Origin of the sequence: Vibrio sp. SG41-7 (assembly GCF_014164465.1) — a bacterium.
GTDB classification, from domain to species: Bacteria; Pseudomonadota; Gammaproteobacteria; order Enterobacterales; family Vibrionaceae; genus Vibrio; species Vibrio splendidus.
In genome coordinates this window covers 1-24,569 of the sequence record NZ_JACJFF010000009.1, presented here as the reverse complement: position 1 = coordinate 24,569, position 24,569 = coordinate 1, and the positions used below count along the sequence as shown (strand labels likewise).

Annotated in this window: 21 protein-coding genes and 2 pseudogenes; 19 read left to right on the top strand and 4 right to left on the bottom strand. The window is 43.1% G+C overall.

Features of this window, described 5'->3' with window-relative positions:
- Nucleotides 1-143: 143 nt before the first annotated feature.
- The 4 genes from H5300_RS03920 to modC all read left to right on the top strand — a co-directional run bounded on the left by H5300_RS03920 (nucleotide 144) and on the right by modC (nucleotide 4,341).
- A complete protein-coding gene (locus tag H5300_RS03920) occupies nucleotides 144-1,610 on the top strand; it encodes a cobyric acid synthase (RefSeq protein ID WP_182795465.1) in 1,467 nt (488 codons plus the stop codon).
- 170 nt (nucleotides 1,611-1,780) lie between these two features.
- Nucleotides 1,781-2,539 (top strand): molybdate ABC transporter substrate-binding protein, encoded by a 759-nt coding sequence (gene modA, locus H5300_RS03915; protein WP_054543074.1) that lies wholly within the window; start codon nucleotides 1,781-1,783, stop codon nucleotides 2,537-2,539.
- Complete coding sequence (gene modB, locus H5300_RS03910) at nucleotides 2,540-3,238, top strand: molybdate ABC transporter permease subunit (protein WP_182795464.1); 699 nt, start codon at nucleotides 2,540-2,542, stop codon at nucleotides 3,236-3,238. It abuts the gene before it with no gap.
- Nucleotides 3,235-4,341: a molybdenum ABC transporter ATP-binding protein ModC gene (gene modC, locus H5300_RS03905; protein ID WP_004731038.1), complete on the top strand. Its 1,107-nt coding sequence runs from the start codon at nucleotides 3,235-3,237 to the stop codon at nucleotides 4,339-4,341. The genes modB and modC overlap by 4 nt, the downstream gene beginning before the upstream one ends.
- A 522-nt stretch (nucleotides 4,342-4,863) precedes the next feature.
- Here modC and H5300_RS03900 read toward each other — a convergent pair.
- On the bottom strand, nucleotides 4,864-5,301 hold the full coding sequence (locus H5300_RS03900) for a DUF3069 domain-containing protein (protein ID WP_004731036.1): 438 nt from the start codon (nucleotides 5,299-5,301) through the stop codon (nucleotides 4,864-4,866).
- A gap of 131 nt (nucleotides 5,302-5,432) precedes the next feature.
- Here H5300_RS03900 and H5300_RS03895 point away from each other — a divergent pair, with 131 nt between their 5' ends.
- Nucleotides 5,433-6,404: a diguanylate cyclase gene (locus H5300_RS03895; protein WP_017079249.1), complete on the top strand. Its 972-nt coding sequence runs from the start codon at nucleotides 5,433-5,435 to the stop codon at nucleotides 6,402-6,404.
- Between the two features lie 77 nt (nucleotides 6,405-6,481).
- Complete coding sequence (locus tag H5300_RS03890; RefSeq protein ID WP_182795463.1) at nucleotides 6,482-7,513, top strand: Solitary outer membrane autotransporter beta-barrel domain; 1,032 nt, start codon at nucleotides 6,482-6,484, stop codon at nucleotides 7,511-7,513.
- A gap of 32 nt (nucleotides 7,514-7,545) precedes the next feature.
- Here H5300_RS03890 and H5300_RS03885 read toward each other — a convergent pair whose 3' ends face one another.
- Entirely contained in the window at nucleotides 7,546-8,787 is a 1,242-nt protein-coding gene (locus tag H5300_RS03885; protein WP_017079247.1) for a GGDEF domain-containing protein, read from the bottom strand.
- Between the two features lie 338 nt (nucleotides 8,788-9,125).
- On the opposite strand from H5300_RS03885, the gene H5300_RS03880 reads away from it, so the two are divergent.
- The 9 genes from H5300_RS03880 to H5300_RS03840 all read left to right on the top strand — a co-directional run bounded on the left by H5300_RS03880 (nucleotide 9,126) and on the right by H5300_RS03840 (nucleotide 17,799).
- Nucleotides 9,126-9,494, top strand: coding sequence for a late competence development ComFB family protein (locus H5300_RS03880; RefSeq protein WP_004731025.1), 369 nt, complete (start codon nucleotides 9,126-9,128; stop codon nucleotides 9,492-9,494).
- A gap of 39 nt (nucleotides 9,495-9,533) precedes the next feature.
- Entirely contained in the window at nucleotides 9,534-9,815 is a 282-nt protein-coding gene (locus H5300_RS03875) for an HlyU family transcriptional regulator (RefSeq protein ID WP_004731023.1), read from the top strand.
- Nucleotides 9,816-10,115: 300 nt separating this feature from the next.
- Nucleotides 10,116-11,666 (top strand): Re/Si-specific NAD(P)(+) transhydrogenase subunit alpha, encoded by a 1,551-nt coding sequence (pntA, locus tag H5300_RS03870; protein WP_102542195.1) that lies wholly within the window; start codon nucleotides 10,116-10,118, stop codon nucleotides 11,664-11,666.
- A 10-nt stretch (nucleotides 11,667-11,676) separates the two neighbouring features.
- Nucleotides 11,677-13,056 carry a Re/Si-specific NAD(P)(+) transhydrogenase subunit beta gene (gene pntB, locus H5300_RS03865; protein WP_017079246.1) on the top strand — a complete coding sequence of 460 codons (1,380 nt, stop codon included), beginning with the start codon at nucleotides 11,677-11,679 and terminating at the stop codon, nucleotides 13,054-13,056.
- A 356-nt stretch (nucleotides 13,057-13,412) separates the two neighbouring features.
- Nucleotides 13,413-14,885 carry a sensor histidine kinase VxrA gene (gene vxrA, locus H5300_RS03860; protein ID WP_017081079.1) on the top strand — a complete coding sequence of 491 codons (1,473 nt, stop codon included), beginning with the start codon at nucleotides 13,413-13,415 and terminating at the stop codon, nucleotides 14,883-14,885.
- Nucleotides 14,860-15,519, top strand: a complete 660-nt coding sequence (gene vxrB / locus H5300_RS03855; protein ID WP_009845363.1) for a response regulator transcription factor VxrB — start codon at nucleotides 14,860-14,862, stop codon at nucleotides 15,517-15,519. The genes vxrA and vxrB overlap by 26 nt, the downstream gene beginning before the upstream one ends.
- Nucleotides 15,519-16,406, top strand: a complete 888-nt coding sequence (locus H5300_RS03850) for a DUF2861 family protein (protein WP_017082176.1) — start codon at nucleotides 15,519-15,521, stop codon at nucleotides 16,404-16,406. The genes vxrB and H5300_RS03850 overlap by 1 nt, the downstream gene beginning before the upstream one ends.
- A 50-nt stretch (nucleotides 16,407-16,456) precedes the next feature.
- Nucleotides 16,457-17,605, top strand: a complete 1,149-nt coding sequence (locus tag H5300_RS03845) for a conjugal transfer protein TraF (protein ID WP_017079243.1) — start codon at nucleotides 16,457-16,459, stop codon at nucleotides 17,603-17,605.
- Nucleotides 17,606-17,646: 41 nt separating this feature from the next.
- Nucleotides 17,647-17,799 carry a YoaH family protein gene (locus H5300_RS03840; protein ID WP_004731009.1) on the top strand — a complete coding sequence of 51 codons (153 nt, stop codon included), beginning with the start codon at nucleotides 17,647-17,649 and terminating at the stop codon, nucleotides 17,797-17,799.
- Nucleotides 17,800-18,592: 793 nt separating this feature from the next.
- On the opposite strand, the pseudogene H5300_RS03835 reads toward H5300_RS03840, so the two are convergent.
- Nucleotides 18,593-19,899: pseudogene (locus tag H5300_RS03835) on the bottom strand (GGDEF domain-containing protein).
- A gap of 935 nt (nucleotides 19,900-20,834) precedes the next feature.
- On the opposite strand from H5300_RS03835, the gene H5300_RS03830 reads away from it, so the two are divergent.
- The 4 genes from H5300_RS03830 to H5300_RS03815 all read left to right on the top strand — a co-directional run bounded on the left by H5300_RS03830 (nucleotide 20,835) and on the right by H5300_RS03815 (nucleotide 23,055).
- Nucleotides 20,835-21,419 (top strand): SEC-C metal-binding domain-containing protein, encoded by a 585-nt coding sequence (locus tag H5300_RS03830; RefSeq protein WP_182795462.1) that lies wholly within the window; start codon nucleotides 20,835-20,837, stop codon nucleotides 21,417-21,419.
- Between the two features lie 312 nt (nucleotides 21,420-21,731).
- Nucleotides 21,732-22,445 carry a hypothetical protein gene (locus H5300_RS03825; RefSeq protein WP_017093595.1) on the top strand — a complete coding sequence of 238 codons (714 nt, stop codon included), beginning with the start codon at nucleotides 21,732-21,734 and terminating at the stop codon, nucleotides 22,443-22,445.
- Between the two features lie 62 nt (nucleotides 22,446-22,507).
- Nucleotides 22,508-22,765: a type II toxin-antitoxin system Phd/YefM family antitoxin gene (locus H5300_RS03820; protein ID WP_017093596.1), complete on the top strand. Its 258-nt coding sequence runs from the start codon at nucleotides 22,508-22,510 to the stop codon at nucleotides 22,763-22,765.
- Complete coding sequence (locus H5300_RS03815; RefSeq protein ID WP_017093597.1) at nucleotides 22,753-23,055, top strand: type II toxin-antitoxin system RelE/ParE family toxin; 303 nt, start codon at nucleotides 22,753-22,755, stop codon at nucleotides 23,053-23,055. The genes H5300_RS03820 and H5300_RS03815 overlap by 13 nt, the downstream gene beginning before the upstream one ends.
- A gap of 986 nt (nucleotides 23,056-24,041) precedes the next feature.
- On the opposite strand, the pseudogene H5300_RS03805 reads toward H5300_RS03815, so the two are convergent.
- Nucleotides 24,042-24,569: pseudogene (locus H5300_RS03805) on the bottom strand (transposase); the annotation flags it as partial.

The window sequence follows — 24,569 nt, the reverse complement described above, 5'->3', positions numbered from 1 at the left end:
ATCCAGAGTGAGTAACACATTCATTTTCCATTCATTTTATTGAGCATCTACTCGGCAATGACGTTAAGATGGAGGCAGAGAAATATTGCCTACAGCTATAAATTGAAAATTAAGAAATTAAGAAATTAAGGATTTAAGTACAGATGCGATCACCGTTAAACGCCCTTATGGTTCAAGGGACAACGTCAGATGCCGGAAAAAGTGTTTTGGTGGCAGGTTTATGCCGTGTTTTGGCAAGGAAAGGAATCAAAGTGGCACCTTTTAAGCCACAAAACATGGCGTTAAACAGTGCGGTGACAAAAGATGGCGGCGAAATTGGTCGCGCTCAAGCCGTTCAGGCGCAAGCTTGTAACATTGAACCTACTGTTCACATGAATCCGGTATTGCTAAAACCCAATTCAGATACTGGCGCACAAGTGATTCTGCAAGGCCGAGCGATCAGTAATATGGAAGCTACGGGCTATCATGATTACAAGAAAGTGGCGATGGATACGGTTATTGATTCGTTTGACCGACTTTCTGAAGAATACGAAAGCGTGATGATTGAAGGTGCGGGTAGCCCAGCCGAAATCAATCTTCGCGAAAATGATATCGCTAACATGGGATTTGCCGAGAAAGCGGACATCCCAGTGATCATCGTTGCCGATATTGACCGTGGTGGCGTTTTTGCGCACCTCTACGGCACATTAGAGTTGTTATCTGAATCTGAACAAGCTCGCGTAAAAGGCTTTGTGATAAACCGCTTTAGAGGCGATATCGCGTTACTTCAATCTGGACTTGATTGGTTAGAAGAGAAAACCGGCAAGCCTGTGATTGGTGTATTGCCATATCTGCATGGTTTCAACCTAGAAGCGGAAGATGCCATTACCTCAGCCCAAGAGTCTGACGGAGAAGCTAAACTTAAAGTCGTGGTACCAGTGCTAACCCGAATCAGCAACCATACGGACTTCGACGCGTTAAGACTTAATCCTTCCATTGATTTACGTTATGTCGGTAAAGGTGAACGTGTAAACAGTGCAGATTTAATTATCTTGCCGGGTACAAAATCGGTAAGAGCAGATTTGGATTATCTAAAGCAACAAGGCTGGGATAAAGATATTCAACGCCACCTGCGTTTAGGCGGCAAAGTGATGGGTATCTGCGGCGGATACCAAATGTTAGGTAACATCATCCACGATCCTGATGGCGTTGAAGGTGAGCCCGGAAGCAGCGAAGGGTTAGGATATCTCGATACTGAAACGACGCTAACACAACAGAAAACCTTAACAAACGTGCGCGGCACCATGACACTTGATGGCAAAACAGCACAAGTAAAAGGGTATGAGATCCACGTAGGTAGGACTGATGTCAAAGAAATAGCATTACCGGTTCAGTTAGAATCAGGCAGCCTTGATGGCGCTGTGAATCAAGATAACTCGATTTTTGGTACTTACCTGCATGGCGTATTCGATAACAGCGATGCGTTGTCGCTTATTTGCGAATGGGCAGGAGCCAACGACGTAACAGCGATTGACCATGAACAGCTTAAAGAGCTGGGTATCAATCGAATCACTGATGCCATCGAAGAGCATTTAAATCTTGACTTGCTTTGGCCGGAATTAACCATTTAGGTCTGAATTTAAAAGCTTTAGCCTGAACTCAAAAGCTCATGTCTGACTTAATAGCTTCAGTCAGAGTTAAAAGCTTTAGCTTGCGTTAATAGCTTTAGCTTACGTTAAACCGTGAGTCTGACTTAAAAGCGATCTCAAGAACTGAAACGAACAATAGATAAGTGATCACAATGAAAAAGCGAGTCATCCTTTTAACCATCGCCTTAACTTCGGCATTGAGTTCTAGTCATCTTTTGGCTGCGGAAAAGCTACGAGTTTACGCTGCATCGTCGATGACGAATGCGGTTAACTTGTTGGTCGAAGAGTTTGAGAAAGATCATTCTGTCGATGTTATTCCAGTCTATGCGAGCACGTCATCTTTGGTACGCCAAATCGAAAGAGGCGCGCCAGCAGACATCTTTATCTCGGCAAACGAAAAATGGATGACGCATTTAGTCGATCGTCAATTGGTTTCTAGTGACAATGTCACAAATTTGTGCGAAAACGAACTGGTGCTGATTTCCCCGAAAGAGTCGCCAATATCTTTAGATCTCTCAAACGGTGACCAATGGGCTAAACTACTAACGAATGAAAGACTTGCGGTTGGCAACACCATGTCGGTTCCTGCGGGTATCTATGCGAAAGAAGCGCTAGAAACGTTAGGTGTCTGGGACGATGTGAAGACTCGATTGGCACCAAGTAACAATGTTCGTATGGCACTGGCTTTGGTAGAGCGTAGTGAAGCTAAGCTTGGCATTGTCTACAAAACAGATGCGTTGCTTTCTAAAGAAGTGAACCTCGTGTCGACGTTCCCATCAAATTTACATACGCCAATACGTTACCCTGTAGCGAAATTGAGCGATAAAGTCGTCGCAGAAGAGTTTTATACTTTCCTAAATAGCGAAAAAGCGAAGGACACCTTGAACAGTTTTGGATTTGAAGTGCGTTAAATGATGTATTTATCGGAATACGAATACCAAGCCTTAATGCTGAGCTTGAAAGTCGCTGGGTTTGCCATCTTGTGGCTTATTCCTATCGGCATCGGCTTGGCATGGTTGCTTGCTAAGAAACAATTTGTGGGCAAAAGCATTGTAGAAAGTATTGTCTATTTGCCTTTGGTGCTTCCACCTGTGGTCATCGGTTACTTGTTGCTAGTGATGATGGGCAGACAAGGCGTTATTGGCTCTTGGCTTAATGACGTGTTTGGTATCGTATTCAGTTTTAGCTGGAAGGGCGCGGCACTCGCGTGTGTTGTTGTCGCGCTGCCATTGATGGTTCGATCTATTCGTCTGAGCCTAGAAACCGTAGACAGTAAACTGGAAGAGGCCGCAGCCACATTGGGCGCTTCACCTCTTCGTGTGTTTTTCACCATCACTTTACCCTTGATGATCCCTGGGATCATTACCGGCACAATGCTTTCATTCGCAAGAAGCCTAGGTGAGTTTGGTGCGACCATCAGCTTCGTTTCAAATATTCCCGGTGAAACTCAAACCATTCCATTGGCCATGTATACCTTTATCGAAACCCCTGGCGCGGAGATGGAAGCGGCGCGTTTGTGTGTCATTTCAATTGTGATAGCGCTTGGTTCATTAATGCTATCTGAGTGGCTCAACAAAAAGTCAGCAAAACGCTTGGGAGGAAATGCATGAGTGCTTTGATCCTTCAATATCAGCAGCAGCTTGGTGAAACCTTTTTCGATATAGACTTAGAACTCCCTAGCAGCGGAATTACAGCGATTTTTGGTCGTTCTGGTGCGGGGAAAACCTCCCTCATCAATGCGATTAGTGGCCTTAAACAGCCAGACAAAGGCTTGATCAGCGTATCTGGAACCACTCTGTTTGATAGTCGTAATGGCATTAATTTGCCAACCCACAAACGCAACGTTGGTTATGTGTTCCAAGAATCGCGATTGTTCCCGCACATGAAAGTCGCGGCGAATCTTAAGTACGGCATGAAAGGTGCTGACAAAGCGCACTTTGAGCAAATAGTCTCGCTGTTGTCTTTGGACTCATTGCTTGATCGCTATCCAGCTCGCCTGTCTGGCGGTGAGAAGCAACGTGTGGCAATTGGACGTGCTTTGTTGTCTAAGCCGAGTATTTTGTTGATGGATGAGCCATTGGCCTCTCTCGACTTACCTCGTAAGCGTGAAGTGATGCCGTTTCTGGAAAACCTCTCTGAAACAGTGAATATTCCAATCATCTACGTGACGCACAGCCTTAATGAGATCCTACGCTTAGCGAATCACCTTGTGATCATAGAGCAAGGCAAAGTCATTTCGTCGGGTGTGACGGAAGAAGTGTGGGCTTCAAGAGCCATGCAGCCGTGGCAATCATTCTCAGAACAAAGTTCATTGTTTGAGGGGACGCTAGCTGAGCACAATGACGATTACGCGTTATCTCGACTGAAGCTTGGTAAATCGACATCGTTGTGGGTTCAGAAGGTGTCGAGCGACATTGGAGCTGCGGTAAGGTTACAAGTTAGGGCAAATGATGTCTCTATCACGCTAGAACAGCCACAAGGCACTTCTATACGTAATATCCTCCCTGTGACCATTAAAAGCGTAGAGACGCACCAGCAAGGCTCAAACAAGCAGAGTGTTGCAGTAGAACTGGAGCTAGAGCCTGGTTGTTACTTGTGGGCTACCATAACCTTGTGGGCTCTGGACGAGTTGAGTTTGGAAATCGGCCAGCAAGTCTACGCTCAAATTAAAGGTGTGAGTGTCGCCCAGCGAGATATTGCCGTCACGCACTGATTCAGGCACGACCTTTGAGGCAATGAGTGAGATAAGTTCGATCATTGTCTTTTCTATGTTTACTGCTTTTCAGCGATGCTTACTGTTTGTCTGCGAATTTAACGTTTGTCAGCGGTACTTACTGCTTGTCAGCGAGTGTAACGTTTGTCAGTGATGCTTGCTGCTTGCTGCTTGCTGCTTGCCAGCGAGTGTGATGCTTGTCTGCAATATGAATACTTGTCCGCGATATGAATATTGATCTTGATTCCATGAATGGATACATGCGTCATTTTTTTACGGTATAACTGCCAGTTTTGCGCCACACTGTATGAGTGTTAAGGCATATTGCTTATTTGTCGAATGTCAAAAGCGACACTGACAAGAGCTTCAGTGGCAAAAACACAAACATATTGTGAGCGAAGCTCTCAAGCAACGAACAGAAAAAGCGGCAGGTACAAAAAAGCCGCATGTTTTAAATAACATACGGCTTAATCATTAAGTTTTCGTTAAGCATTCAACCCAAATTTAGGTGTGATGAATAGCTTAGCGGATGAAAACTTCTTTGAAATCACGCTTCAAGATAGCATCACGGCGCGCTTTCTTGATTTGCTTAGCCATGTCTTTTACACAGTTATGTAAAATTTGGTCAAGCAGTTGAGCTCGGTACTCTTCTTTTTCTTCATCAGACATGCCTTCTGGAAGTTTAAGAGTAGGGAACTCCTCCATCATGTTTACACCAGCGAAAGCTTGGCTAACAGAGATTAGAGCGTGGAATTGCTCAAAGTTGTCCAAAACATTTTGTGCGCTTGCTGGAAGGCTGCTCCAAGTTTCACGCACTGCTTCTTCAGACACCTCATGAATAGAAGTAACCATGTTGTGCATCTCTTTAGGCACTTCATCAAATTCGATAACTTGGCGAAGCTCTGGTGAGATAGTGGTTAAATCGATTTCTTGTACTTCGTTGTTTGTAGCGTCTGACATAGTATTTCTCTTTAAAAAGAAACAATGCTAAAAAGATCTGTAAAAAAGTCAATATAATATAGAGATTAGGGCATGATTTAAGCCCAAATTTGAGCTACTTTGAATATTCAACACTAGATAAAGGTGATGTGATGATAGAAAAGGGATCTTCGATGCGCATATTGCTGGTTGATGACGTTCAACTAGACAGGATGCAACTCGCTATTCGACTCAAGCAATTGGGTCATGTTGTAGAAGCTGTTGGTAGCGGAAAAGAAGCCCTGAATGTTTATTCTGATTTTGACCCTGAACTCGTGTTACTTGATATTAGCATGCCAGACATGGATGGATTTGAAGTGGCTAATGAGGTTCGTGGCCAATTCCCAGAATGGGTTCCTATCATCTTTTTGAGTGGTCATGAAGAGCCGGAGATGATCGCGAAAGCGATTGATGCCGGTGGTGATGATTATCTAATCAAACCGGTAAACAAAGTTGTTTTGAACTCTAAGTTGATTGCGATGCAGCGTATTGCGCACATGAGACGAGAGTTAAAACAGAGTACCGCCAAGCTCGAAGAACTGAATATTCTCCTGCAGCAACAAGCCAATGAAGATGGCCTGACTAAATTGTATAACCGTCGATATATGGATACTAAGCTTGAAGAGAGCATTGCGTGGCACGGAAGACGTAATATCCCCATGACTGTCATACTTCTAGATGTAGACTTCTTTAAGCCTTACAACGATAATTACGGTCATATTCAAGGGGATAAGTGCTTGCAAGGGCTTGCCGGTACCTTGAAGCAGCTTTTTGTGCGTGCGGGAGAGTTTGTCGGTCGCTACGGCGGTGAAGAGTTTGTCCTTATCCTAAGTGACACAGACAGCGATGCTGCTATGTTGCAGGCGACACGTATAAAAGAAGCGTTGCATGAAATGAACTACGCTCATGAGCACTCAACGGTATCCGATAGAGTGACAGCGTCACAAGGTGTGCTCTCATTCGTGCCTGATGGGGGAGAATCTACCGCCTCTATTTACGAAAAGGTCGATCAAGCGCTTTACCAAGCGAAACAAAGTGGCAGAAATACCTTCATACAGCGCAACATTTTGGAGCTTGCTCGTTAGTTGGCGAGCTCTTTGAGATATTTGAATTTATACTTTACTGGCGTTTTAGCTAGGAAGTGCTTTAAGTGATAAGAGAAATGCCAGATTCAAAGTCATTTTATGTGACTAGCACATGTTGGACGCTTGCGGTTCCTCTATTTTTTACCGCGGCTCCTCTATTTTTAACTGTAGTGCCAACCACCGCTAATGCTAACTCCGTGTCTGATCTTTTCAGAAAGGAACTAGAGCAGCGCTTTGCCACCAGTGTATTACTTAACGATACCGATGTTTTTACTTTTGGTATTAATAACTTCGACCCGAACAAAGTGCTGAGTTTGGACAATGAAGACATTGGTTCGAACGATTCGGTGAGTCGTCGACAAAACATCACATCCCTCAGTCTTCCTTACACATTTGAACTGCCAAGTTACATTGAAGACAACCATCAAGAGGTAACGCTACGCCTGTCAGCGTTACGAATTGAGAATGATGTAGAATATGCGTCAACAATCAAAAGTGACTTTCAAAAAGAGTCAGTGATTTCTGGTTACGTGGCGTTTGCCAATGTGTCTCAACTCAACGAACACTGGAGTTTCAGCTCTGCAATTGGTAATCATATTTCTTATTACCGCAATGACTTCGAATATCGATCTCCATTACTTGAGCCTATTCAAGAACAGTTGGACGGGGTCTATTACAATACCGATGCATGGGCATACATAATTGAGCCCAAGATCAAGCTGACCTTTGAAGACAAAAATGATTGGGGAAGATACAAACTCAGTACCAGTTGGCATTACTTTAATGGCTTCGGATGGGGAGAAGCCAATAATGGCAATGTCGGCCACCCTGAAGGTTGGTATATCGCCAATGAAGCCAAGATTTTCTATGATCTGGTCCGTTGGGATAAAAACATCACATCGATGTACTCGAGTATAAGAAGAATTGATATAGGAGGTGACACCGTGGCTTCTATGGGCACAACATCTTACTACGAGGGCAGCGTAGGTTGGTTGCTTAACCCAAACCTGTTTAATGACTGGGTCGATAATGTGGGAATAGGGTTTACGATCAATTACGGAAGTAGTTTGAAAGGCGGGAGCTTAGTTATTTTCTTTAACCAAGATTAAGCTCCCTCTAGTCTAGTTATCGATACTTACGTTTAGCTATCGACACACAGCTTGTTTCGGCCGGTTTCTTTCGCTTTGTAGAGTGCCTTGTCAGCAAGCTTCAATACTTCTTCAGGATGCTTGGTGGTTGTGCTATCAGACAGCCCAATACTCACCGTCACATTCACCACTTCCGATGGTTTCCCGTTCTGACCACGATTTTTGATACCCACTTCATGGTCATCAGGACGCTCGTGGCTATTTCGAATGGTCATGTCGTAGTTTTGGATCTCTGAAATTAGAACTTGAAGGTGCTCTTTCACCTGTTCCGTGTATTTGCCTTTAAAAATAATCGTGAACTCTTCTCCACCATAGCGATACGCTTTCGCACCACCGGTGGTTTCTCTAAGAATACGAGCCACTAGTTTCAGCACATCGTCGCCAATGTCATGGCCATAGGTATCGTTAAATTTCTTGAAGTGATCGATATCAACCATCGCCATCGAATATTTACGGCCTAAGTGCTTCATATCGACTTCTAAGGCGTGTCGACCTGGAATGTTAGTCAGTTGGTCATTAAAAGCCATATCGTGGCTAGCAGACATCACATAGACGATGATCAACGTGCCTGATAAGGAAAACATAGTGCTAGAGATGTACTGCACGTCAAAGAAGATGAACGTACAAGAGGACAGCAAGATAGTGCTATAAACGACAACATCAATAGAACGGTTGTACACCAGCACTAGGATGGCTGTAAGGCCAAGCAAGCAAAGGCTATACAACACCAAAACAAAAGGCAGTTTGGAGAAGTCTCTAACAATGAACAGTAGGCCTTCACTCCATGATTCAAAACCGCCAGCGTGGAAATGAGAAACGATCAATTGTGCCCAAACCATAAACAGCACGAGAACGATGGCGTAGAGGAGCATCGACTTTGAATTGACACCGTTATCCGGGAAGGCATACACCAATAAGCAAGTGACCGGTACTAATGCCGCAAGTAACGACAGCTCTAATAAGGTGGTTCCAGTGTTCAAAGGGGTTTGCAAGCGAACTTGGATGATCAGGTAGGCTACTAGCATGGTTAATGACACCATGGCCATGCGTCCTTGTCTGAATGTATGGCATAGCAAAACAGCAACGCTCAATAAGATATATGGAAGGTTGCTAGCAAACCCTAGGTTTGAATCCGTCACGAGAATGACGTTGTTCATACCAGCGAATAAAATTGCCAATAAAAATAGAGGGAAGCAAAATCGAAACATGCTCGACGTTACAAAAGAAGATGCCATTTACGTGGTGAGCCTAATTATACTGATGATCTTGTAATTTAATTTTATACGTAGGATACGGTTAAACAAGCGAATGCCAAGCTTTTTACTTAAATCAGAGAAAAAACATAGTCATAGGTCGCTAATGGTGCAACCATTTTTATATGTATTTGAGTTGCTATTAACCATAGAACCAACTACACAGTATATATGAGAAATTAATTAGTCGTTATAGTTAGTTAACATGCAGTTAGTAAATCTGTAGTAATGAGTAGGGTATAGTAAGGTAACAATATGTAGGTCGTTGCCAATCAGGCTAGAACTCGATCTGTCGTTATAGCTACAAATGGAGGTGTGGTATGCAAATTAGTGTTGATGTTCACAACTATATGGAAACGCTGGTGGGTCAGGTCTTGGCTACCGAGGAATATGTGTCTAGTTATAACAACGAACAGTTGGCTGATCTGGCGTGTTTGGCTTTAGGTCAACTTAAGCCCATCTATATTCGTTTCGATATCGATTTTCTTTCGGCATTGCCAGAAGACAAATTGGTACTCTATAAACGAAATAGTGAGATCGCGGTCAAGAATGCTGAAAGTATGATTATTGACGATAGAAGACGCGAACGTGACGACAATGTGCCCGTTATATTTAGTCAACACAATTTTGATGATGATGTAGAATTGCAATGGTATGAAAAGCCATTGTTGAACCGTAAACAGTCGTGATAGTTTAGGGTTAATACGGTCATTTAAGGAGTAAAAAACGTGGGATTCTTTTCTAGATTATTTGGTGGCAAAGAAAAAACCGAACAAAAAGTAGAGATTGAGCCAGTGGAATATAAAGGTTTCAATATCTATCAAGATGCCATTGCAGAATCTGGTCAATACCGTGTTGCTGGGCGAATCGAGAAAGAATTCGACGGTGAAATCAAAACTCATCGTTTTATTCGTTCAGATGTTGTTTCAAACAAACAAGATGCCGATGAATTGATGCTAAAAAAATCGCAGATGTTCATCGACCAAATGGGCGACAATATATTTAGCTAACCAAATAGGGTTAGAATTGATGTTGGTCATAATTTAGAGAGCTTTCAGTGTATATGCTGAAAGCTCTTTTTAGTTTTAGGGACAAAGAACAGCTAGTAAGTTGTTATTTAAAGGATTATTTGCAAGTGGTTTGACCTCTTAGTTCGAGATGGTCGTCATTTCTTCAAATGAAGCGCTCAAATTCCATCCAAATCGTTATAAGTAATAACTTTTCCTGTTCTTTGAACAAAACGCTTGAAGTATTAGTTGTCGTTAGATACAAACGAATAAGTCATTCGTGCCAATAGTCAAGGAATAGCTATGCAAATTGGTGTACCAAGAGAAACACTCGCAGGTGAAACGCGAGTCGCTGCTTCGCCGAAATCGGTAGAACAGCTTCTAAAATTAGGGTTTGAAGTTTGTGTTGAATCACAAGCAGGTGCGTTAGCAAGTTTTGAAGATGCAGCTTATGAACAAGCTGGAGCAAAAGTTGTTACTGCAGATGAAGCTTGGAAATCCGATATTATCTTTAAAGTTAACGCTCCGATCGTTGACGAGTCTAAAAACGAAATCGATCTACTTAAAGATGGCGCAACATTGGTCAGCTTTATTTGGCCTGCTCAAAATCCAGAATTGATGGAACAATTGTCTACTCGCAACATCAACGTGATGGCGATGGATTCTGTACCACGAATTTCAAGAGCTCAGGCGTTAGATGCATTGAGTTCTATGGCAAACATCGCGGGTTATCGTGCTGTTGTTGAAGCGGCGCATGAATTTGGTCGATTCTTCACGGGTCAAATTACGGCGGCAGGTAAAGTTCCACCAGCAAAAGTACTGGTTGCAGGTGCGGGTGTTGCTGGCCTAGCGGCAATCGGCGCTGCGGGTAGCTTAGGTGCGATCGTTCGTTCATTCGATGTTCGTCCTGAAGTAAAAGAACAAGTTGAGTCGATGGGTGCTGAATTCTTGGAAGTGGATTTCAAGGAAGATACCAGCGCGGGTGATGGCTACGCAAAAGAGATGTCTGAAGCATTCAACAAGAAAGCGGAAGAGCTTTATGCAGCTCAAGCGAAAGACGTTGATATCATCATTACAACCGCTCTGATTCCAGGTCGCCCGGCTCCGAAGCTGATTACCAAAGAGATGGTAGACAGCATGAGTGCAGGTAGTGTGATTGTAGACCTTGCGGCAGCCAATGGCGGCAACTGTGAATACACGGTTGCAGACCAAGTGATCACAACCGCTAATGGCGTGAAAGTGGTAGGTTACACCGATATGGTTGGTCGACTGCCGACTCAATCATCTCAGCTATATGCGACTAACTTAGTTAACCTGCTGAAACTGCTTTGCAAAGAGAAAGATGGCAACATCAATATCGACTTTGAAGATGTCGTCTTACGTGGCGTAACGGTGGTTAAAGAGGGCGAAGTGACTTGGCCAGCTCCACCAATTCAAGTTTCTGCTCAACCACAACAACAAGCTAAGCCTAAAGCGGTTAGACCTGAACCAAAAGTTCAAGAACCTGTCTCTCCAATTAAGAAAGCGGCGGGTATGGCAGTTGCTGTAGGTGCTTTTGCTTGGATAGCTTCGGTTGCTCCTGCTGCGTTCTTATCTCACTTTACCGTTTTTGTTCTCGCTTGTGTGGTGGGTTATTACGTAGTTTGGAATGTAAGCCATTCACTGCATACACCTCTGATGTCCGTAACTAACGCGATTTCAGGGATAATTGTAGTAGGCGCACTGTTACAGATAGGACAAGGAAGTGGCGTCGTCACATTCTTATCATTTATTGCCGTATTAATTGCAAGTATCAATATCTTTGGTGGCTTTACCGTGACCAAACGTATGCTTGAAATGTTCCGTAAAGACTAAGGAGTAACAGATGTCTGAAGGATTAGTACAAGCAGCTTATATTGTTGCTGCTGTATTCTTTATAATGAGCTTGGCCGGGTTATCGAAACAGGAATCTGCACGTGCAGGTAACTATTACGGTATCACGGGTATGGCAATCGCGCTGATCGCGACGATCTTTGGCCCTCATTCTGCTGGAATTGTGTGGATCATCATTGCGATGGTGATCGGTGGTGGTATTGGTATCCACTTCGCGAAGAAAGTAGAAATGACCGAAATGCCAGAGCTGGTGGCAATTCTGCACAGCTTCGTAGGTATGGCGGCGGTACTTGTTGGTTACAACAGCTACATTGATGCACCAGAAGCGGCAACGCATGCAGAGCACGTTATCCACTTAGTGGAAGTGTTCCTAGGCGTGTTTATCGGTGCGGTAACCTTCACCGGTTCTATTGTTGCATTTGGTAAGCTTCGCGGCGTTATCTCTTCGTCGGCACTGAATATCCCTCATAAGCATAAGTGGAACCTAGCGGCTATCGTTGCTTCTACATTACTCATGATCATGTTCGTTAAAGCTGACGGCAGCATGTTCGCATTAATGGTGATGACTCTTATCGCATTCGCATTCGGTTACCACCTAGTGGCATCGATTGGCGGCGCAGATATGCCAGTGGTTGTTTCTATGCTGAACTCGTACTCTGGTTGGGCAGCAGCGGCCGCAGGTTTCATGCTTGCGAACGATCTGCTTATCGTAACCGGTGCGTTGGTAGGTTCATCAGGTGCGATTCTGTCTTACATCATGTGTAAGGCGATGAACCGTTCGTTCATTAGTGTTATCGCTGGTGGATTCGGCCAAGACGTGGTTGTATCTGATGGCGATGAAGAGCAGGGTGAACACCGCGAAACATCAGCTGAAGATGTGGCAGACATGTTGAAAAACTCAAAGTCAGTCATCATCACTCCAGGGTACGGCATGGCAGTAGCTCAAGCTCAATACCCAGTGCATGAAATCACTGACAAGCTAAGAGCGCAGGGCATCAAAGTTCGATTTGGTATCCACCCAGTTGCTGGTAGGTTACCGGGTCACATGAATGTACTACTTGCTGAAGCAAAAGTGCCTTACGATATCGTTCTTGAAATGGACGAAATCAATGATGACTTCGATGAGACAGATACTGTATTGGTTATTGGTGCAAATGACACCGTGAACCCTGCAGCACTTGAAGATCCAAACAGCCCAATTGCTGGTATGCCAGTACTTGAAGTTTGGAATGCTCAGAATGTTATCGTATTCAAGCGTTCGATGAACACAGGTTATGCCGGTGTGCAAAACCCACTGTTCTTCAAAGAGAATACGCAGATGCTGTTTGGTGATGCTAAACAGAGCTGCTTAGGCATTCTAGAACATCTATAGAAAGCACTTTCTAATCTCTTGTTAAGAAGTTTTTTAAGAAGATTTCCAAGAGCTTACTAAGAAGATTTCTAATAGTTTTCTAATGCTTTCTAAGCACCATGTAATAACCAGACTAGGAGCTCATTTGAGCTCCTTTTTTTGATCCTCAGAACTTAGCCTAAACCAAAAACAACCACGAACAGGGCAAGGAAACCCATTCGAATGTTGGCTGGATTCATCAATCAGCTAGCGAGTACGCCTGTGCAACACAATCCTAATATGATGGGATTTATCGCTATAACTCACCATTCCCACTGTTTTTCATGCGGTTAAAAATTTATCTTTGATAGCGAATGGTATATATTTGTTTGATCTATATGAATTTGCGTTGGTTTGTGATCATCAAAAGAACATTTACTCTTCTTATCGCTACGTTATCTGTGTCTGCAAACGCACTTGCTGACTCTTTACCTGAGCGTATCGATAATTTCACCAAACTCTTTGATCATGAAACCGCAATCGAATCTTATGATATTCGATTGTTGCAGGCTGATTATCCAACACGTTTGATCATGCCGTCTTCTATGCTGCCACAAACCGCAGAGTACCCATTAAAAGACATACAGCGTTTATACCAGTTATCAAAAACCTGTAGCGGGAAATTACCGTTAAGCCCGTTGATCACCGAGCCTTTGGTCTTTACTCGTGCAATGTGTAAAGGAACCAAGCTTTCTGATCGTTGGTTCAGCCGTAGTGGCCTAATTCACCCTGGCGGTGGTTCCTATGCGGCGCGATACGTAGAGAAGTATCCTGACAAGTTCGACTCTTTGAAACGCTTTATGCATATTCAGGAGCGTCCAAATACTGAACATGATGAACTGTTATCTCGTTTACAGAACATGGACAGTGAGGCCATCACGGCACTGTTAGCCGGTGCGAGCATGTTTGTCGAGCTTGACGAAATGTGGGTAAAACGCGGCGACAGATATTACCTGTACAAAGAATCAGACTGGAATGAAAACGCGACACTTTCTGGATTATCGTTCAGTTTATCTTCAGAAGGCAAAAGCTGTTTTGTTCAGCGCGGTAATGTATGTTGGGAAATAGAAGATCATTCAGAGCTTCTGCAAGTCGCCATGTTTATCTTGGTGCTCGCCAACATCATGCTTGTTTTGGGGTGGGCAGTTTACCGTTGGAACAGTAAGAAACAAGAGATGAAGAGCCGCATGCTGGTGCTTCAAATCCTAACGCACGAATTAAGAACGCCGATTGCAAGTTTGTCATTGACGGTTGAAGGGTTCAGACGCGAGTTCGAACACTTACCAGAATCAGTATATGATGAGTTTCGTAGGCTGTGTGAAGATACACGCCGTTTAAGACAGTTGGCAGAAGCAAGTAAAGACTATTTGCAATCAGACAACCAACCGCTCGCAACAGAGTGGGTACCAAGCGTTGAAGAGTGGCTTCAATACAAAGTTGAAGAAGAATTTGCACCGGGTATTGAACTCCGTGTAAACAAAGATATTGCTGCAAAAATAAACGTATATTGGTTAGGAACGTGCATCGACAACCTGATCAGAAACGCCGTTAAATACGGTGTCGCACCAGTGATACTAGAACTGAATACTTCTGACAAGAAGCTGACATTCAAAGTTATAGATAATGGAGACTTGTCCCGCAAAGATTGGGGGCAACTAAGAAAGCCATTCGTAAGTAAGAGTGGACTCGGTTTAGGTCTGACGATAGTGGAATCTATGGTCGGAAAAATGGGCGGTCACATGACGCTTATCGGCCCCCCAACAACATTTATTTTGGAGATACCTTGTGAAACAGACATTGCTTCTCGTTGAAGATGATAAAAATTTAGCTGACGGTTTATTAGTTAGCCTTGAGCAAGCTGGATATGAATGTTTGCATGCAGAACTGATCTCTGAAGTTGAAGGCTACTGGGAACAAGCGGACCTAGTGATTCTAGACCGTCAACTTCCTGATGGTGACTCAGTAGATTCACTTCCAGGTTGGAAGAAAAAGAAAGACATCCCAGTTATTTTGCTAACGGCTCTCGTCACAGTAAAAGACAAAGTTGCGGGCCTAGACTCAGGTGCAAACGACTATCTAACTAAGCCTTTCGCTGAAGCTGAATTGTTTGCTCGAATTCGCGCGCAGTTACGCCTGCCTGATGCTGAAGATCAAGATGCATCAAAAGTGATGGCTCAAAATCTAGTTATCGATAAAGCGACACGTGAAGTGTTTTTCAATGAACTGGAAGTCACCCTAACGCGTACTGAGTTTGACCTACTGCTATTTTTGGCAAGCAACCTTGGCCGTGTATTCACTCGTGATGAGCTGCTTGACCATGTATGGGGTTACAACCATTTCCCAACAACACGTACGGTAGACACGCACGTTCTGCAACTAAGACAGAAACTGCCGGGTCTAGAAATCGAAACGCTGCGTGGCGTTGGTTACAAGATGAAAGCGTAATGAAAAAAGCCTTACTTCCACTATTAATGTTGTCTTGCGTGGTGAATACCGCGCAAGCTGCAGATTGGTTTAAGAGTAGCGATACTCTAACTCAAGTTCATAAACACCTGTTGGATAATGACTTACCTCAGATGTTTGATTCACTAGTGGAAGTTTGGCAAATCAACTCTTCTCAATCACGAGAAGATCACCTCAATGAGCTGTTCGATCAAGCATTGAACAAAGATTGTGGTAAAACCCTCACCAGAAAAACACTCCCAGATTGGATCAGTTCAGTCGTCGTTAAAAGACACATCATTCAAAGCCCTGGCCGAGATACTTTTCGCGTATCGATTGATGTTGAATCCGAAAACAACATTCAAGATATTACCTTCGAGAAATGGGTCGATAAGATTGTTTCATCGGACAGTGAGCTAACCAAAGACAGTGAAGTGGTAAACAACGCATCGGTGAGCCTATACCGCAAGCGTTACAATTTAGCATCTCAACTTGAGTCAGGCCTGTATCGTTTAAGTGTGAAAGGTGATGGCGGTAATTCATGGAGTACTTGGATTATTCTTGGTGACGTTGCTTTTCGCCAGCAAGTTCGTTGGGCATCAAAAGACACGTGGCGCATCGATAAAAAAGAACTGCTGAATCCTTATTGTCCGCTTCCTAAGCTCGAAATTGGTTTGTACGATTACGTCGATGAACACTATGAGCAGGTGTGGGGCAAGAGCTATGAATCTGATTATCCAATGAACCTAACTGGCGAAGAACTTCCCAATGATCGCTACGTTTTGGCGGTTTCAATGGTGCATTCACGCTGGCAAGGTGACATAGCGATAGAACAAGCACAAACTATCAGTAAAACTTATGATATTTCTAGCGAAGAAGAGTTAAAGTAATTTAGAATTGAGCCGTTAACTATGTAAGGGATCTAACAAAGATAAACGGCATGAAAAATACGACTAAACTACTCGCAGCATCAATTGCATTCGCCAGTCTTCCTCTTTCAGCAGCAAACTACGCCATTGAAGCGCGTGGTGATGCGATGGGTGGTGTTGGTGTTGTTTCAGCAAACTTCCTAACCGCTCCATTCTATAACCCAGCACTTGTTGCCATTTATCGTCGTAACGATGATATGGGAATGATCACGCCAAGTTTTGGTGGTAGCTATAACGACCCCAACGACATGAAATCGAACATCGATAGTGTTGTTGATGCATCAAACACCGCAGAACTCGATGCGGCGCTGAACAAATTGGATGGCAACCAAGCCAATGTTGAACTGGGTGGTGTAGTCGCCTTTGCTCTTCCTAATCAGTTTATCGCGGCAAACCTTTTCGCTAAAGCCTACACAGAATCATTTGCAACACCTAACGTTTACACAACAGGTTCAGATGCAGATAAAGTGGAACTGTCTACCGTTGAAGCGGTTTCAATCGGTGTCGCAGAAGTCGGCCTTTCTTTAGCAAAATACCAAACCTTTATGGGTCAACACATCTCATTTGGTATCACACCTAAAATCCAACGTATTTACACGTACAACTATGTTGCATCGGTTGATGATTACGACTTATCTGATGTAAGAGAAAACAGTGACGGCGAAACTGCATTTAACATGGATGCTGGTGCGCTTTGGTTCTTCGGCCCGTTCCGAGTGGGTGTTGCAGCAACTAATTTAATTTCTCGAGATATCGAAACCAAAGATACGACGAGAACGTTAAACAGCAGCACAAGTAGTGCGACACACCAAGTTGGCGGTAAATACACTTACCAACTTGAACCGGTATACACAGTGGGTGCTGGCATTGTATCGGATTACTTTTCTTTCAGTGTTGATTACGACCTAAACGAGACTGAGAAGTTTACTTCGTTTGCTGATAACGAACAGATGATTCGTGTTGGTACCGAAGTCGATCTTCTACGTCAGCTTAAGTTAAGGGGAGGGTACTACAAGAACCTGGCTTACTCTGATTCGGAAGGAACAGTCACAGCCGGTATTGGTATCTCGCCACTCAACTTGTTCCAGTTAGATCTAAGTGCAAACTACACAAACGAAAATGCAATGGGTGCTTCAATCAATTTCCTTGCTAGTTACTAACAGTCCTTATATAGTTCTGCTCCTAAATAAAGGAGCAGAGCATGCTAAACGACTTACCAACCCTTTCTCACGAAGAACAACAGAAAGCTGTTGAACGAATTCAAGAAATGATGACTCAGGGCATCAGCACAGCACAAGCTATCAAAATCGTTGCTGAGCAAATTCGTGAAGAAATGAGTAATAAAGAAGAGTAGGGCATCAGCCCTTCTTTTTTAACCCCCTAATGCACCATAACTAAATATATTACCCTCTAGTATATTATCTCGTACATCCCAACTCTTTAGTTACCCTAAATCCCGTTCTACCAAAAACCATTAAATACCGCATATTCAGCAAGTTACGTCGGAGTAATCCACTTTTCAGGCTTTCCTTGGCTTTGGTTTGTAATTAAATTACAGCAAGATCTGAAAGTAAAACAATCGCCACTTTAGGTGTCAGCATTTATGCCACCACGTCTAAGTGGTTAAATATATGGCGTTTTTTAAGGCTAGTGACGTTGTGACTTCTATTTTTAGTAGGTACGAGTGCATGAATTGTTCAGAAGCAGACAAATGAGGATTTCATCTAAGAACAGTGCGAGATAAGTGACGACGGTAATGTTCAAAACCGATACCGCGAGTGACTAACCACTGGTTAGAGCGTGCTTTACTAGCCAAATATGTGGACTTTTAAAACAAGTGGTTAGAAGCTTAGAGGTGTACGGAAGAGCTGTTTATAGAGCGATTCAGGAACGATACGTATCAACCTGAGAATGATATTGATGGCGTTATTACGATGGTGTTATAGCAGATGGCGAGAGCGCGCTTATAGGCATACGAATCGATTAGAATGCTGATGAGACACCAAAGCTTATGAGCTTATTTAGTCTGCGGTTAAAAATTTAACGGGTGCTTAGGTGGAGAGTAGATATCGACAAGGTATTAATTGCGTGTTGATTGAGTAGTGGCTGAAAGTTGGATGTGTAGCTGCAGTCCAGTCTAGCGAGCCTTAATAAAACGTAACGACTTGGTTTCGTCCGTTGTCTTTCGCTTGGTAGAGCGCTTTGTCTGCACGTTTGATGGCAGTACGTATCGATTCATGCTGTTTAAGCTGTGTTACTCCGGTCGAAGTCGTTACTTGAAGCGCTTTAGGCCAAGGGCTTTGGTCCATTGCTAGGTAAAAATTATCGATAGATTCGTTACACTGTAGCGCAGTTTGTTCCAGGCAAACTAAAAGAAACTCCTCACCACCCCAGCGATAAAGTAAATACTGCTCACCAAGGCTCTCGTTCGCAGTTGCGACAAACTGAATAAGTACTTTGTCACCCACTTCATGGCCATGTTGATCATTGATCTGCTTAAAATGGTCTAAATCAAACAACGCGATGTGAATCGTTTTTCCTTGTTGCGCCAGCCATTCGAAATCATAGAAGGTATCTAACGCTTCGGTTCGGTTTCTACATCCGGTCAACGGATCGGTTGTTGCCTTTACCTTTAGATCTTCAATTTCTTGGGTTAAATAGCGTTGTTGCTCTGCTGCGCGCGTTTTGCTTCGCTGTGCGATGTGTAATGCACAGCCTACATAACAGATGGCATAGGTCACCCATAATCCAATTAAGAGTTCACCTAACAAAGCTTTGCTGATGACTTTACCGTGGAAAACAATGCTCGAGATCTTAAGTGAATGGTGTCCATCTAGCGTGCTCGCTCCAAGCCCGAGCTCGACAGACACCGCGTTTGTAATGTCTACCGCGCTACTAGTAATAGGTTGGTTGTAATGATCAATCCACCAAAAAGGAACGTTGAAGTAGTTTAAGTCGTGTGGTTTTTATCTGGTAACGAGAAGTCTAAGCGATTGAACTTATTCGACATAGCATCGCCTTTCACGCTGTAATTCTTGTCGTAATTACGAATGTAGAAGCGAAACCTTGGGTCTTCTTGGCCTTGGTAATCCATATTAATGGTGACCGAATCGTACGTAGAGAGATCGAGCCCTTTACCTTGTATCGATATAACGAATTCAATTTCACAGAAGGGTAAGCTATAGGTCCGTTCAAAGTCACACTGTAACTCAATTCCATCTTCTGACTTATGTAATGAGCCTACGGTGCCACCATCGTGGTCTCTGTCTGTGTTAACGCGTGTAGGGTATTTGTCGGGTGTAATAACGTAGCTCTTATTCATGAGCGTATTAAAAGAGATCAACGACACTAGCGTGATTGCTAGGCAAAAAATCGAAAGGAATATGTTGAGTTTTCGGAATGCTTTGTCGCTCATGATACTAACCCGTACATGTGATTCGAATGTAATGCGCAATGCCTTAGAGTTGGCGCAATCGAATATTCTATTTGAGTATCGCCTTAGGTGGAATCGGTATACCTAGAACTAACGCAGAGCTGAGGTTATACAGGAAAGAGATTCATTTAACCAAATGGAAGTTTAAAATTCGAACGCAGAGCCTTGATACTGAATGTTATTTGCTCAATAAGTGCGGTTTTTACGGGGGTAGCAATATAACTGTATATTTATACAGTTATATTTGAAGTGGCTCGGTTCGTTGTAATCAGAGTAGTGTGTGCGAGTTTTATGGCTTGCTGTGACAACGAGTTATGAGGCCACTGTTACTGTTCATCAATTAAAGTGGAGGGCTGTTATGTTGCAGTGTCACTTTTTGGAACTCGTTTTATCGAAACACTTTGTTGTCTATGAGAGCCTTTCATTCCCAATTACACGCCATATGTCGAACAAGGCTTCAATGCTCTACAGAACATCCCTAACCCTTATTGGTTTGTAGTCGGTGGAGTATCAAGCCTTGGCACGATTACGGGTTTGAAAACGGACATCAATTGGATAAAGCGAGTGCAACAAGACCAAGAGCAACGGATACGAAAACTGGAGGATCCGAATGGTTAAGAAAGGTTATAAGTGAAAAGGCCGCAAGCAAAATGGCCAGTTAAAGAAGGGATACACGCTTAGAAATGGGCGAGTGCTAAAGGCTAACACGACCTGAAAGCGTTATAAGAAACGCCGATAAAGATCATTAATCCAAGGAGTTACTTTCTTATAAAAGTGGCTCTTTTTACATTTTATTCATAAGAGACTCTAACATTAGCATCTAGTTTGATATCCAATGATTTAAATCACTGTTATAAATAAGGTTTATGATTATAATGTTTTCTCCTTAGCTCAGGATAGATAGAGAGCTATGTGGTAACACTTCTTTAAGGTTCGCAGTGATAATAGGAGGCTATATGCCAGTAATTCCTGCTTTTTGTGATAGTTGTGGAACTCCATTTCCGTCAGGCTTTTATTTTGAAAACTGCTCGGGGATATCTATGAAGGGGTGTAAATCAGGCCCATGTCCTAAATGTGGGAATCAAGGAAGTATTCCTGATGGTGTATTTAATGTTATAGGGAATGTGATTGAAATTCTCGATGCACCGAGAAAAACTTTGGAGCAATTTGCAAAATACACAAAAGTTCTTCATGACGCTCGGGAGCAGAAGTTAAGTCGTGAGGAAGTAAAAACCAAAATAGAACAGGAGGTACCTGAGTTATCCGGTATCTCATCATATTTGCCTAAAACACGTACAGAATTGTATGCATTTATTACCTTACTGTTAACGTTTTTTACGATGGTTGCTCCGCTATTACAGGGCAAGTCTTCAGATCAAGACATAAATATCATTATTAACAACACCGTAGAGCAAATTTACAATCAGCAACTTAATGAGAAAGATGAGCCGGTAACGAAGTTTCTTACACCTTCTAGAAACGAGTATTGCCCTTGCGGTAGTAAGGACAAATATAAGTACTGTTGCGGCCAAATAATATAGCATTTAGTTTTTGATTGATTTGTAATGCGTTATAACATGTCGAACAGTGATGTATGTGCTCATAGGGTGTTATCGAATATCCTCCATCAACTTAGATTCTCAATCTTGGATCGCTTTATAATTTCTGATGGTAATAAGCACGGTTCTATCAAGAAGTACTGCAACGGGGTCTCTCGGGAAAACTAGTTAACTTAATGATTTCATTGGCTAACTTGAATGTAAAAAATATAGAGAGCTTAAAATCTGTCTTCTTTGAATGTGACTTCCATTAAGTGGTAATTGACATATTGGATTAATATCAGCGTGGAAAGTATGGCTTTATTACAAAATGATTGGTTTTCAACTGGGGCAGCAATAGCCGTTTTAGTTGGTCTGTTACCGTTCTTGAAATTCTTTCATGAGCTTGTTTCGTCTCATAAGCAGTTCAAGGTGAAAAACTTAGAGCTGTTGTTCCATAGTTTTGAGAAAGCAGTTAACCCTGCAACGAAATTGGTTGTCGAACAACAGTTTCGGTTACTTTTTAAATATGAAGCCAACTATGATGAAATCTGTGTTTTGCTATCAAGTCAAAAGCCAACTAGTACCGTCGAATTGTACAAAGATGGTGGTCAGTACTTGGTTTGTGAAGAAGGAAAGTTTCGCTTCAAAGATCAATATGTTGATGAAACAAAGCGGTTGCGAGAGTACTTTTATAGACCACTAAAAAACTTCACCTTGTATATGGTGTCAGCCTTGCCCGCAGCTTTTTTATGTGTGGCGCTCATCTCACTAGTTACGACGACAGAACTCTTTGAATTAACGATTGGCCTTCCTAATTTGGCTTGGTATTTAATATTAGTTGCTTTCGCTGGACTGTTTATGAGAGTGGCTTACCATAGGATCACAGATACACACAGCATCAAGTACGCGGATGAACTTTTACTGAATTATGAAAGCGATCACGTTAAAAGGGTCGAGCTAACATTCTGGAAGAATATAAGCAAAATGATTGAGTATGATGTAATCCGCGGTCTTTTTCTGCGCTAAACTTTTCAGATGGAAAGTGATACAATAGTGTCACTTAGTTGATTTTTTTTGGAGTCATTCTCATGAAAGTCGAGCTCGTTACCTCCCTTAAGCGTCAAGCGACCAAAATCCTCGCCGACCTGCACGACACCAAAGAGCCCGTGTTGATCACCGAGCATGGCAAACCTTCTGCGTATTTGGTTGATGTGGACGACTATCAGTTTATGCAAAACCGCTTGGCTATCCTTGAAGGGATCGCGCGCGGTGAGCGTGCCATTTCTGAAGGCAAGGAACTGAGTCATGACGAAGCTAAAGACAAGATGTCAAAATGGCTGAAGTGATTTGGAGTGAGCCCGCGTTATCTGACCTTAACGATATCGCGGAATACATTGCTCTTGAAAATTTGGTCGCAGCCAAACAACTCGTTCAAAACGTCTTCGACAAAGTTGAACGCCTCGTCGATTTTCCTGAGTCAGGGCGTCTGCCTCCTGAGCTCGACCACCTCAATTATCGCGAAGTCGTAGTGAATCCATGCCGGGTTTTCTACAAGCAAGAAGGTGACAAAGTGTACATCTTGTTTGTCATGCGCGCTGAGCGAGATTTACGTCGATTTTTGCTGAGTAAACAGTAAAGCGTTTTTGCCACCTCTGGTAGGCTGATGGTCTACGAAGACGAGGGTTCGACATGGTGAAAAAAGAAAAAGCACTTCATTCTCAACGTCCCACCAAACCAGTGCCTTCATGGACTGAGGCCAAATTGGTCACCATTCGACGACACCGTATTGAGGGTGAATTGAGCTTCGGCGTATCGACTATCTTTCGGCAGCAAGTCTTACCTAATTATGAGCGCGTTTGGAACAAACTCTTGTCGAAGAAGCGTACCAACAAGCGATTTCTGATCTGCTAGAGCAGGGCAACGTCGTGTTAAGAGTCGAAGACTAAATAGCCTTATAGATTATCAGTCAAAACTATTGAGGATTAGTTAGGTTAAGTTTGGTCGCAAATTCAGGCGTGATCAAGGTGGCACGGTCAAAGTGAACCCTAAATCCATTCCAGCGATGATCTAAGGGCAAATAACCGCGAGCGTGGATGTTTGTTAGTTCAGTAAAGTGACTTAGCCAATGTGAACATGTCTGTTCGTGACATTACGTAGATCTGAGCAACACACAGAGTAATCCAATAATCTAACCAACAAGCACAAACTTAGAGCAAGCTGTAAGTTTGGTTTAAAAACTCAGCATGAAAATTTACTGGTGAGTCTGCGAGATAAAACTTAACTGGCTTAGTAGATAACTCAAAACAGAATTCAACGTGTGCAGCGAACAAGAAACACGGTGGCGTGTGTGAAATCTGAAAAAGAAACGACAGCAATGCCCACAAGGTTTACACACAGCGCGGTGAATCATTAGTACAAGAAGTTGTAAGTTAGACAGACGGAACAATATCTTTTTCACTTATAGTAATAAGCATCCGGATAACTCCTAAGCAGACCAATATAGGTAAGCTTAGGAGGACATTTTTAAATGGGTCAAACCGGACATTACTAAATTGCTCTAACAAGCTCTGTCAATCCCATTTTAAAATGTCCTCATTTGCCCCAAATAGAAATGTCCCCTTGTTAGGTCTTTCGACTGGAAGATTTGAATGGTTCGATGAGGACAGGGTTGATGGCTCGAGGCGCTGTTTGAAGGGCTCTTTGTTGTGCACGGCGCTTGGGCGCTTTCTTACTGCGGGTTCGTTGCTGTTGTTGTTCGAATTCTTCTTGTTGTTGCTGAGCAAATTTTAAAACTTGGCCGAGGCGTTTGTTGTCGACGATTTGGGTTTGTTGAACGTGCTCGAGTTTGTCGAAGGTTTTGAATTCGAGTTTTCGATGCCCGTATTGGATGGCGATTTCACCGTTTGGGTAGTCGAGTATCTTGACGTTTTCGTGCGTTAATCGGCTGTTTTCTTCGGTAGGCTCAATGAGATAAATCACTTTATCGTATTGAAATGTCAGTGACTTTGAGAGCTTACGAGTTTCTTGCCAACTGAAAATATCGTCGAGTTCTTGCTTGGACTCTCGAACCGGACGATGCATGTCTTTTGGGTATTGAGCGGGCTTAGCAAAGCGATGGTTAAAATCGGCGATGAAGTAGGGAAGCCAGGC